Source organism: Caldicoprobacter sp. (assembly GCF_047459465.1).
Classification (GTDB): Bacteria; Bacillota; Clostridia; order Caldicoprobacterales; family Caldicoprobacteraceae; genus Caldicoprobacter.
In genome coordinates this window covers 1-12,053 of record NZ_VSCO01000050.1, presented here as the reverse complement: position 1 = coordinate 12,053, position 12,053 = coordinate 1, and the positions used below count along the sequence as shown (strand labels likewise).

Sequence of the window (12,053 nt, the reverse complement as noted above, 5' to 3'; positions counted from 1 at the left end):
CTGATATGTCATCCATGAAAGAGGAGATGTTCAACATGGCACAAAAAGAAATGCTGGTTTAAGAGTCATAAATCAAGCCATTGAGAAAGTTATACTCATTGGAAAAGCTGCTTAAGTTTCTAAACCACAGTAAACGACGAGTAATAAAGTTAGCAAAAGGGGGTTTTGACACCCCCTTTGTTAATTACATATGTTCCTCATCAATATTCAACTTGATAAGCGCATCTGTCAATTGGTTCTCCACTTTAACATTTTTAATCTCCAAACGTTTTACATTGTTAATATAAAACCCATTGCGGCACATAGGTTCGATAAAACTCAACATCTCTGCATAGCCCGGCTGGGCATTGACATCAAAATGAACGTAGATGTCCTTCAATACTACATTGTCTATTTTAGCTTCCGGCAAGCCGTATATAAATGCCGCGGCTATCTGCGTATTTATGCAGGTAATGTTATTCAAATGAATACCGCCTATATGAGGAGTCCTTTCGTCCACAGGCAGCTTTTCCTTGCTCCAGACATATTCCGTCTTGCCATCAGGATCACAGAAATAGTAACTATTGATGGTAAAGGGCGTTCCCACACCGTTCATCTTGATTTTAGTGGCATAAATGCCATCGATATAGCCGCCTCTGCCACGCCTGGTTTTTATCCTTATCCCTCTATCAGTGTAGTTGAATATGCATTTTTCTACATGCACATCTGCAACTCCGCCCGACATTTCACTGCCTATGACCACTCCCCCATGGCCATATTCCATCAAGCAGTTTCTTACAGATATATTCTTTGAAGGTTCAAAGCTACAGCTGCTGTCAGCCGTGCGCTTGCCAGCCTTTATTGCGACACAATCATCTCCTACCGAAAACCTGACACCCAGTATGAGCACATTATCACACGATTCGGGATTGAGCCCATCGGTATTGGGCGAATCTTTGGGATTTTCAATGTTGAGGCCTATAAACTTCATATTTTTACACCGTAACGGATGTATGGTCCATGAAGGGGAATTCTTAACGGTAATGCCCTCGACCAAAACATTCTTGCAATTGCTTAAAAATATAGTGCGTGGGCGCCATGCTATCCTCTTCACTTTGGGCTCATGCCACCAAGTATCAAAGCTGGCATTACCATCAATGGTCCCCTCACCCGTTATGACCACGTTTTCAACGTTGATGCCAGTTATCAAGCTGGCAAAACACTCAGCCGAATTCCCCTCCCAAGAAGCCAAATAAAAGTCCTTCTCGCCATCTTCGGATTTCAGTGCCCCAGGCAGTATGGGGTAAAGCTCCCGTTCCTTAACTCCCCTTATAATTGCATCCCTTTGTAGCTCCAAAGTGATATCGCTCTTTAAAAATACAGGAGCCGTTAAATATATGCCCTGTGGGAAAACCACCCGTCCTCCTGGGGGACAGGCATAAATGGCTGCCTGTATAAAAGAAGTATCATTAGATACGCCATCCCCCTTTGCGCCAAAATCTTTGACGTTTACGACGGCAGTTTCATCTTTGGTCCTAATTACCTTTCTTTCGCTTTTCTCCCCAGTAACAGCATCCTCGAGCCATACGGAATACTCCCTATTGGGCATAAGATTCCTTATGATAAAGACATTTGTATTCACTTCATCTACCTTTTCATCGTTAACATAAACGTTAAGCCGGTTGGGCGAATAAAAACACTCTTCATTATCTACTTCTAGGGCAACCGTTCGCGCCGTTACCGATACCACATCAAATTTAAGCACGGATTACGCACCTCCCTAAATACTAATATGCAGTATCCAAATTGCCAATGAAAAATATATGGTCAGTGAAATGGCATCGGCAATGGTAGTAATCAGCGGGCTGGCCATAAGAGCGGGATCAAGACCAATCCTCTTTGCGATCATTGGCAGCGTCCCACCAATAATTTTAGCAATTATAACGGTAAATATTAAGGTTAGGGATATGGTAACCGCTATGCTAAGATCATAACCTTCGATAAAACAGACCCTTACGAAGTTAACCAAAGCCAACGCCATGCCAACCAATAACCCCACCTGGGTTTCTTTAAATATAACCTTTAATATATCTCGAAATTTCAGCTCCCCCAATACAAGGCTTCGAATCACCGTAACCGAAGCCTGCGAACCAGCATTTCCAGCGGTATCCATGAGCATGGGGATAAAGGCAGCCAAGGCCACCGCCGTTTCCAATGCTAGCTGGTATTTCCGTATTATATAACCGCTAACAGTAGCAGAAATCATCAATATCAGCAGCCACAATATCCTTTTTCGGGCAATCATTAAAGGAGTGGAATCCAAGTATGCCTCTTCGGTGGGCTGAATGGCAGCCATACGCTGAATATCTTCGGTGGTCTCTTCTTCAATGACGTCAACGATATCGTCAACGGTTATTATGCCCACAAGCCTTTTCTCCTGATCCACCACCGGCACGGCCAAAAAATCGTATTTTTTGAATACGCCAGCAACTTCTTCCTGGTCATCATAGGTATCAACATATATGACATCCTTTTTCATTATATCCTCAACCTTGGCATCGGGAGGGGCCAAAACCAGATCCTTCAGCGAGACTATACCTTCCAGTTTGCGCCATGCATCGGTGACATAACAGGTATAAATTATCTCTCTGTCACGACCTACTCTACGAATTTTGTCAAGAGCCTCTGCCACCGTCATCTCCTTTTTAAGGTCAACGAACTCAATGGTCATCAGGCTACCAGCCGAATTCTCGGGATACTGCAAAAACTGGTTGATCAGTTTGCGCTCAGCCTCAGAGGTATTTCTCAATATCCTTTTGACCACGTTGGCCGGCATCTCTTCCAGAAAGTCAATCTTATCGTCAAAGAACAGGTCATTTACAATCTCGTTGAGCTCGTTTTCGTCTATCATCATGGATATCTCGCCCTGGCGTTCAGAAGAGAGATAAGAAAAAACGTCGGCAGCTATCTCCTTAGGCAACAGCCTGAACAGAATAATGGCATATTTGGTATCCAGCTCATCGATAATCTCGGCTATGTCCTGTATCTGCATATACTTTATCTTTTCCTTCAACTCGCCGTATCTCTTTTCATTCAGCAGCTGTTTGATGTCATCGATAGCCATACCATTACCCCCTTTACGCTATATGATTTTGAAAGCACAATAAAGCTGTAACAGCTATTTAAACCAAGGCGCTGCACTTTCCCTACCACATCTACTGCCCCATGTTTTCCATTTAAAAGCCAGCTTCATAGACTTATTATTCCTATTACTCTCAAAACCATATAGCTTTATAAGGTAATGTATGGCTCAGAAAAGATCAAACAGCTATTAATGCCAAGATATGTTTAAACTTTTATTAAATGGAAAACAGAGGCAGTAGAAGACACCACCCCCTTGCCCGCTATTTCATCGAAACTTTTGGGTAAATTACTAGGGCCAGCGTCCATTCTACCACCTCCGTACCAGTTCAATATTTGTAAACTTCACTCGAATAGGATAACACAGACCTGTCAAAAATTCAAACAAAATTTTAAAACAGCAAAAAAGAGCGGGCTTAATGATAAATCAAACCCGCTCTTTTCACCTTTATCACATATCCAAGTTTAAAAATATTGGCTTCACCTTAAAACATAAAACGTCAACCATTAACACCACAGCCAGCTTTAGCTTGCAAAAGAAATCAGCGGTTCAGCCTAAGAGCAAAGTTTATTGGCTTACTAGCAGCAATCGCAGCAGCATTCTATGTATTTTTTCACCACTTCATCGATTTCTCGCTCGTCATTGGAAGGCGCCTTTACATCGCCGATGAGCTCCCATTCCTCTACATGGGACAGCGTATCCCCGGGCTCCACAAGGGTTAAGGGCGAAAGGGTCTCCATCTCAAGCATGAAATCGGTGGTATAGGTTTCGTACGAAACGCCAAAATCGGGATATTTCCTGCCCATCTGGTGCATAAACCGCTTGATGAACAGATTGCCGTGATTGAAGTATGCCGCCCATCCATATTCATTATTTATGCCAAACTTGAAGGGATGTTTGGTATTGGGATCCTGCTGCAGCACGATATACTTGTCTCCCCAGTACACCCTGTGATCATTCATTTTGGAATACGGCCACAGTGCTATCACGCGATTGCCCAAAAGGCCAGTGTCCCTCTGAGGTTGGGGTACAACCTCCTTACCACCGGGTGCCATGACGGTCAGGGCCCATGCCGCAAACTCCACAGGCCAAGCATTCCTGTTTGTTAGGCGATGAACTATCCGCACCCTGTCGCAACAGGCCGCCAAGGTGATCTCCATCTCCTTTTCGATTTGCACCCATGGCTCCACCTTTTGCCTGACCTTTATGCCGTTTTCAATCTCCTGCCACTCCACAGGTTGGTCATCAGGCACATAGGTACGGGGGTTATTCTCCGGGCTATGCCACAGCCTGTGCCCGCCCTTTATCTTCCATACTCCTCCTACGGGTTCCAGAACCGGCTGTGACGCCTGCGGTGCTTCACACAGCTCGTTCTCCCTGCCTACAAAGCCAAACCTTATGATTCTGGGACCCACATCCACAGTGACCAACAGGTCAACCGTCCCATTGGAAATCTCAACGCATCTGCCAAATTCCCCATAACTTACCTCTTTAATCGTGACGGGCATAGATGATCCACGCTCCTCCCTAAGTTTAGTGTTGGCTTTGAAAGGAAATATATAGTTATGCACAGTAATATTTAAATTCTTCACAAACGATCGAAATTCCTGCCTCAGTAAGCATTTAAATTTGATTTTGGGTAATCCTATTGGCTCATCCATATATCCTTTCCTGAGGTAAATACCTGCTGAGATGCCGATAGAAAAACTCCCTCATCTCCTCCTCGTCCTCGTACGTCACAACCCCTCCCTCACGGCATACCGTGGGGAAGGCAAACACATCGGTATCGCTCCTCAGCCGGCTAATCCTCTTGAACTGCTCCTTGTTCATGCGAAAGACCCCGATGTTGGCATCAAAGACCCTTTCGGCCGGAACTATACTGAAAACCTCATCCAAGAACTTGCCATATATCTGCTGCCAGTTGTCTACCTTAAGTAGCGGTTCAAAGCACAGCCTTACCTGCCAACCGTCCTGGAGGGCGGCCTTTATGGCCGAAAGCCTGGCCTTCAAGGTAGGAGCCAGTCTCTCATAGCGCTGCGCCACCTCACCGGGCGATAGCGACCACGCCAGTATCACCTGCTCTACCGGCTTTAGGTGAGCAATAGCGCCATAGTTGGCGCTTTTGGTCCTCAGCTCCATGCGCAAGCCCTGCCTGGTCCCCGCAAACTCTATCCAGCGAGAGGCGTAAGGGACGATTCCTTCCAGAGCCAGCAGGTCGGTATCATATGATGGACAAAGGTATAACGTCCCCCCCTCAAGTTGCCTATCCACGGCTCCAAAAAAGTCCTCTATGTTCACAAAGATTACAATGTTGGCTGAAGGATAAAGGCCCTGCAAATAGCAATAATGGCAGTCGTAGATGCAGTTCAAGATCGGCGATGTATAGTAAAAGTTCTGGTTCCCAAAGCTTTCACACACCTCAGGTCCAGGATACAGGAAGGGCTCCGGCTTGACAGCCAGTATGAGCTTTGTGGAAGCTTTTTGCCGCCGAAAGTCCTGATGAGGCCTGTTGAAGACATCCTTATAGTGCCGTATTATGACCCTTTTGGAATCAGAAAAACGCTTCAACACTTGCTGCGCTACAGGATAATTCGTAGCTCGTTCCTCTATATATATGTGGGAAAATTTACTCATAAAGGAGCAACCTCCTGATCCTCTCAAACGCCTTCTTCCCCTCGGCCTTGACCTTGATCTGGGTTTGAGTAAATTCTGTAAGGTCGGGCAGCTGCCTTCCTGTTCTCAGCTTATATCTCCTGGCCGCATCCATCAACTGATGGCTCTGCGTCACGGTAAGGCGTAGGCTCTCCTTGACCTTTTCCAGTTGTTGGCGTTCATCGGGAGTTAGCACATCTCCTTCCACCCTGCATAACCCCTCAACCCCTTTTATAAATCCATCCAACAAACCCATGATCCCCGAGATACAATGAGCAACCCGCTGCCTATCAAAATCCACTACATCCAGGTAATCCCCTATAACCTTTATAATATATATCTGGTGGGGAGATAAAAAGCGGGATGCGGCTTGGAAAAATCCCGAAGCTTCCATGTCCGCCAAATCCGCCTGTGGCTCCACTCGCCCGCTTAAGACGTCCTCCTGCCTTACCACATGGTTATATGTCTCAAGGCTTCCCTCTTCAAAGGGGTGTTCTATCAAAATGTCGGGAAAATACTGCTTACCGGTCTCATGGTCTATAACTTTGTTGACAAGCAGCGGGGTTCCAATCGGATATCGCTGATGAAAGGCACCGCATACCCCTATATTAATAATGGCCAGGCCTTTCTCTCCTCCGGTTTGGCCAAGCCCCGTATCGTAAGCGAGCAGATAAGCGGTGGCTATGGCCGCAGACATCTTTCCCACACCGCTCACTATGAGGCACATACCATCACCCCGATAAAGGGGAAAATACCTGCAGCTATCCCGCTTTAAACCATATTTTCTGACAATGGGGCTGGCCTCGCATGGCAAAGCCGTTACGATATATACCATACAGCACTCCCTTTCAATTTCAATGCAAAAAGATAAAACGATATCACTCCACAACCTTCCCGTATATACCCCCGCCTCCATGGGCTATGGCCAGGCGCCCTTCGCGCCCTTTTATTATCATATCCACAATGGATTGGGGAACCACCTTTGCCAAATCCTCCGGCTCCACCTTATGCAGGATGTTCATCTCGGTGCCAAAGGCATTGAGGAGCTTCTCTATGGTCTTGGGTCCCACCCCCGGCAAAAAATTAAGGGGCACCTGATAATGATAGGGCGGACGTCTTGTTCCCCAAGCTCTGTTAGCGGAACCACCTTTAGCATCTGTCGAATCGTCCTGGCGATCCTTGATAACCTCTATTCGGTCCCTCACCCCTACCACTACTCTGTGCCCTGAATCATTAGGACACTTGAGCACCGGCGGCGGCAAAGCAGTGATCTCATTGCACTGCAGGCAAAAGGTCCTGTGGTACTTCCCCAGCTTGGGGTCAAGGCCGTAATTGGCCACAATTTCCCTCCCATCCTGGCCCTTTAGGGCCTTGAGCACCTCGTCATAATTCAAACTAGCAAGCCTCATAACGTTGTACTCCCTGCCAATTCTGAGTAGCGAATGGGCATCCGAGTTGCTGGTAAAAGCCTTCCCGTCCAGCTCGGAGAGCAAACTGGCCATGTAGGTATCGGCACTCAAGCCCAGCTCCACCGCAGGAATTTTGGCAAAGGAGCTCTCATCAAAGACGGTGTGCAGGCTGTGGGTGCAGTTGCCGTAAAAGCTCTTGTATGGCGTAAACACATGCGCCGGCATATAAAAGCCGCCCAGAGCATCGGCTATATCGAAAAGCTGCTGCCCTGAAAGCCTGCTCAGGGTGGGATTTTCCGCCAGGTTGGGCATGTAGTCTTCCATTATACGGGAAAACTCCTTGACCTGCCACAGGTAAGGGAAAAATATCAGAGAATGGGCATGGCCGCCCCCTTTTTCCCGTGTCTCAATCTCGGAGCCCAGAAGTATGACCAGGTCATCCCGATACATCATCCCCCCTTGGGGCAGCTCTTCCACATCGCCTCTTTCCAGCATGTCTTCTATATCCTTTATGACCCAGGGGGAGACGCAATCCACCACCCCTATGACGTTTATCCCCTTGCGATAGCGCGCCTCATAGGCGATGTTTGCAAAGGTCAGCTCTTTGGAAGTGCCCTGCTTGACCACTTTTCCATCCGAAGACCTTCCGATATGGACGTGCAAATCCACAAAGTACTCCTTCATGCTTATGCTGCTCCTACTTTTCATTTTCAAAGGTCAATCTTCGGCGCCCAGTACTGCCCTCACAGGTGCTCCATCGCCCCCTGCAATCTTCATAGGCAGGCATATTAAATAGTACATTCCCGGCTGCACGTTTGAGAGGTCAATCCCTTCCAGGGCTACCGTATCATTGCGCCCCAGAAATACGGTGTGTACATCCTTGGTATCGCCGTATGCGCCTATCGAGAAATAGTCTATGCCAAGCAGCCTTACGCCCTGCTCAAGCAGCCATTCCCCTGCCTCCGCCGATATCCCTACGTAGTCCCTATGAAACTCCCTGTCCTTTATCATTTGCGAGTTGGTAGTCTTGATGAGCAATCTCTTGACCCCCGGCACCACCAGCCTTTTAAGGGCCTCAAGGTCAACATGATGGCCTTTGGCGGGAACCTCAACCACCTGGCAGGGCCCAATTAGCAGGTTTAAATCCAGCTCGTCAACCTTTTTGCCATCGGGTATGAAATGATAAGGAGCATCCAGATGAGTTCCGAAATGTGAACTGCACTCAATGGCGGATACGTTGGCATTGGACCCCTTGCCTATCTCGCGAGTTACGCGGCGGGTAAACGGGGTATCGCCCGGCCAAGGCGCACGGCTTTCTTCCATGGGCAGAGTTATGTCAATCCATCTCATAAATATTCCCCCTTATTTTCTCTTTAATTTTATAATACCCCATCTACAGTAATGTCAAGCCACACAGCACATTGAGCGCTTTACACATCTTCATCAACGCTTTTGCTCCCTCCAATATACTTCGACCTTTGAAAGCAAAAAAACCATCATCAGTTAGTAAAAACAGGGAGTTACCACCCCTTTATTGTCCATTACATCTTTCCCCTAAACAAATTGAGGGAGCCCAATAAGCTCCCCTCGCATTTCTAGAACCTTATTTCTTGACAACGGTAAAGGTTACCCTTTCATCATTTATGTTCCATTCCTTGGTGTATCCGTCGGCATCCCCCTGAAGGATCTCCTGCGCCAGGACTTCCTCGGCTATTGCCTCCTTGTTACGCTCAATTATTCCTGCAATCCTATCATTGTCGCGATAATACAACGCGATCCGGTCAGTTACCTCAAAGCCAGCCTCCTTCCTCATGTTCTGTACTTTGCTGACGATCTCCCGTACAAAGCCTTCCTCGATTAGCTCGGGCGTAAGGTTGGTGTCCAGAGCCACCGTCATATTGTAGTCGCTCTCCACCACGAAGCCTTCCATGTGCCCGGTTTCGATAAGGACATCATCCTTGGTAAGCTCTACCGTCATGCCGTCTATGGTCAGAACAAGAGGCTTGCCGTTTTCAAAATCCTGGAGCGCCTTCTTTCCATCCACCACCTTTAGCGCCTCTGAAATTTTGGGAACAAGCTTACCATATTTGGGCCCCACGCTCTTAAGCTGCGGCTTCATGGTCACAACGGTAAACCTGTCAATGTCATCGGTGAGTACCACTTCTTTGACGTTGAGCTCATCCTTAACCAGCTCCATAAAGCTTTCGGGCAGGCTGAAGTCCAGCTTTGCATACAGCGCTTTAAGAGGCTGGCGTATCTTGATATTGGCCGTATTGCGGCAGGCACGCCCCAGGCTCACCAATTTAAGCACCACGTCCATGTTTCTTTCCAGCTCTTTGTCGATCCATTTGGGGTCAGACTCCGGATAATCGCACAAGTGCACGCTCTCGGGAGCATCGCTTCGTACGCTTCTTACCAGGTTGCAGTATATCTCCTCGGTAATAAATGGCACAAAGGGCGCTGCCAGCTTAGCCAGCTCTACCAATACGGTGTACAGGGTCATGTACGCGTTTATCTTGTCCTGCGGCATACCCTTCTGCCAGAAGCGTTCACGGCTCCTCCTGACATACCAGTTGCTCAAGTCGTCCACAAAATCCTGGATGGCCCTTGCAGCCTCAGTGATGCGATAGTTGCTCAAATTGTCGTCCACCGTAGCTATAAGCGAGTGCAGCCTGGACAGAATCCACCTATCCATTACCGATAGCTTGTCGTACTCCAGAGTATACTTGGTGGGATCAAACTGGTCGATGTTGGCATATAGCACGAAGAATGCGTAGGTGTTCCACAGGGTACCCATAAACTTTCTCTGCGCCTCGCTAACCGCTTCGGCCGAAAAGCGGCTGGGCAACCACGGCGCGCTGTTTATATAGAAGTACCACCGTACCGCGTCGGCTCCCTGGCTGTCAAGTACCTCCCATGGATCCACCACGTTGCCCTTGTGCTTGCTCATCTTTTGCCCATCCTTGTCCAGCACAAGCCCCAACACTATGACATTCTTATAAGGTGGCTGGTCAAACAGCAACGTGGAAATTGCCAACAAGGTATAGAACCAACCGCGGGTCTGGTCGATGGCCTCGCTTATGAAGTCGGCAGGGAAATGTTTGTGGAACTTGTCCTGATTTTCAAAAGGATAATGCCACTGGGCAAAGGGCATGGAGCCCGAATCAAACCAGCAGTCTATAACTTCTGGCACCCTCTTCATCTTGTCATTGCCACACACGGGGCACTTTAAGAATACGCGGTCGATGTAGGGCTTGTGAAGTTCGATATCATCAGGCACGTTTTGCCCCATCTCCTTAAGCTCGGCTATGCTGCCCACCACATGGCGATAGCCGCACTCGCATTCCCATATGGGCAGCGGCGTACCCCAGTACCGCTCGCGGCTCAAGCCCCAATCAACTACGTTTTCCAGGAAGTTGCCGAATCGGCCATCCCTTATGTGCTCGGGCAGCCAGTTGATCTGGCGGTTGTTCTTGAGCAGCTGCTCTTTCACCGCCGTCATCTTGATGAACCATGTATCCCTGGCATAATATAGCAGCGGGGTATCGCACCGCCAACAGAAAGGATAGGAGTGCTCATACTCCATCACGGCGTATACCAGGCCTCTCTCCTGCAGGTGCTTTATTATGTGCGGATCGGCATCCTTGACAAACATGCCCTTCCAGGGCTCAACGGCATCGACAAATTTGCCCTCGGAATCCACCAGCTGGACAAAAGGTAGGTCATACTGTCTCCCCACCTTGGCGTCATCCTCGCCAAAAGCGGGGGCGGTGTGGACTATCCCGGTACCTTCGCTTAAGGTTACAAAATCATCGGCCACCACATAATAAGCCTTTTTATCCACTTCGGCAAAGTCAAACAGCGGCTCGTATTCCGTGCCCACTAAATCTGAACCCTTCATGCGTTCCAGCACCTCATACCCTTCTTTGAGCACGGTAGGAGCCAGTGCCTCGGCCAAAATGTATATCTCGTCACCGCACCTGACCTTCACATAGGTTTCGTTGCCGTTGACGGTGAGGGCCACGTTGGATGGCAGCGTCCATGGTGTAGTGGTCCATGCCATAAGGAAGGTGTTGTCCTGCCCCTTTACCTTAAATTTCACATAAATGGATGGATCCTTGACCTCTTTGTACCCTTGAGCCACTTCATGGCTGGACAGTGAGGTACCGCAGCGCGGGCAATAAGGCACCACCTTATGCCCTTTATACAAAAGCCCTTTCTCCCATATCTTCTTGAGAGCCCACCACACCGATTCGATGTATTCGTTGTGATAGGTTACGTAAGGGTTCTCCATGTCGGCCCAAAAGGCAACCCTTTCGCTCATGCGTTCCCATTCCTGCTTATACTTCCATACGCTCTGCTTGCACCTGTTAATAAAGGGCTCGATGCCATACTTCTCGATCTCGGGCTTGCCGTTTATGCCCAGTTCCTTTTCCACCTCCAGCTCCACCGGCAAGCCGTGGGTATCCCATCCCGCCTTGCGCAATACATTGTACCCCTTCATGGTCCTATATCTGGGGATGATGTCCTTTATCACGCGGGTAAGTATGTGCCCTATATGGGGCTTGCCGTTTGCCGTAGGAGGTCCATCGTAAAAGGTAAAGGTAGGACAGCCTTCCCGAAGCTTCATGCTCTTTTCAAATATGCGGTTTTGCTTCCAGAATTCCAATATTTTCTGTTCCCTCTGGGCAAAGTTCAGGCTGGTTGAAACCTTCTGATACATACCGTCTCGTCCCCTCCATTATCTCAATATAGTCGCGCATTTAAATTTACACGCTCCAAATACAGCTTTTCTCAAAAGAGCCAAGCTTTAACCATATTATCTTGTTAAAGATTTCCTTTCAAATCATCTCCGTAACAATTGGTATATA

General features: G+C 48.1%; 8 protein-coding genes. All 8 read right to left on the bottom strand.

Going from position 1 to position 12,053, the window contains the following annotated elements:
- Positions 1-184: 184 nt before the first annotated feature.
- A complete protein-coding gene (locus FWJ59_RS04870; RefSeq protein ID WP_414480859.1) occupies positions 185-1,744 on the bottom strand; it encodes a glycoside hydrolase family 28 protein in 1,560 nt (519 codons plus the stop codon).
- 15 nt (positions 1,745-1,759) lie between these two features.
- Positions 1,760-3,103, bottom strand: coding sequence for a magnesium transporter (mgtE, locus tag FWJ59_RS04865; RefSeq protein WP_414480858.1), 1,344 nt, complete (start codon positions 3,101-3,103; stop codon positions 1,760-1,762).
- A gap of 596 nt (positions 3,104-3,699) precedes the next feature.
- A complete protein-coding gene (locus tag FWJ59_RS04860; protein ID WP_414480857.1) occupies positions 3,700-4,629 on the bottom strand; it encodes a hypothetical protein in 930 nt (309 codons plus the stop codon).
- 145 nt (positions 4,630-4,774) lie between these two features.
- Positions 4,775-5,755 (bottom strand): SPL family radical SAM protein, encoded by a 981-nt coding sequence (locus FWJ59_RS04855; RefSeq protein WP_414480856.1) that lies wholly within the window; start codon positions 5,753-5,755, stop codon positions 4,775-4,777.
- Positions 5,748-6,608 carry a hypothetical protein gene (locus FWJ59_RS04850; protein WP_414480855.1) on the bottom strand — a complete coding sequence of 287 codons (861 nt, stop codon included), beginning with the start codon at positions 6,606-6,608 and terminating at the stop codon, positions 5,748-5,750. Before FWJ59_RS04850 ends, FWJ59_RS04855 begins: the two co-directional genes overlap by 8 nt.
- A gap of 43 nt (positions 6,609-6,651) precedes the next feature.
- Complete coding sequence (locus FWJ59_RS04845; protein WP_414480854.1) at positions 6,652-7,866, bottom strand: endonuclease Q family protein; 1,215 nt, start codon at positions 7,864-7,866, stop codon at positions 6,652-6,654.
- Positions 7,867-7,899: 33 nt separating this feature from the next.
- Complete coding sequence (locus tag FWJ59_RS04840; RefSeq protein ID WP_414480853.1) at positions 7,900-8,532, bottom strand: cyclase family protein; 633 nt, start codon at positions 8,530-8,532, stop codon at positions 7,900-7,902.
- Between the two features lie 253 nt (positions 8,533-8,785).
- Positions 8,786-11,905, bottom strand: coding sequence for an isoleucine--tRNA ligase (gene ileS, locus FWJ59_RS04835; protein ID WP_414480852.1), 3,120 nt, complete (start codon positions 11,903-11,905; stop codon positions 8,786-8,788).
- Positions 11,906-12,053 lie beyond the last annotated feature (148 nt).

Coding starts and splice junctions, on each gene's coding strand:
- mgtE (WP_414480858.1), bottom strand. CDS start 3,103: ATGGCTATCGATGACATCAAACAGCTGCTGAATGAAAAGAGATACGGC.
- FWJ59_RS04860 (WP_414480857.1), bottom strand. CDS start 4,629: ATGCCCGTCACGATTAAAGAGGTAAGTTATGGGGAATTTGGCAGATGC.
- FWJ59_RS04855 (WP_414480856.1), bottom strand. CDS start 5,755: ATGAGTAAATTTTCCCACATATATATAGAGGAACGAGCTACGAATTAT.
- FWJ59_RS04850 (WP_414480855.1), bottom strand. CDS start 6,608: ATGGTATATATCGTAACGGCTTTGCCATGCGAGGCCAGCCCCATTGTC.
- FWJ59_RS04845 (WP_414480854.1), bottom strand. CDS start 7,866: ATGAAGGAGTACTTTGTGGATTTGCACGTCCATATCGGAAGGTCTTCG.
- FWJ59_RS04840 (WP_414480853.1), bottom strand. CDS start 8,532: ATGAGATGGATTGACATAACTCTGCCCATGGAAGAAAGCCGTGCGCCT.
- ileS (WP_414480852.1), bottom strand. CDS start 11,905: ATGTATCAGAAGGTTTCAACCAGCCTGAACTTTGCCCAGAGGGAACAG.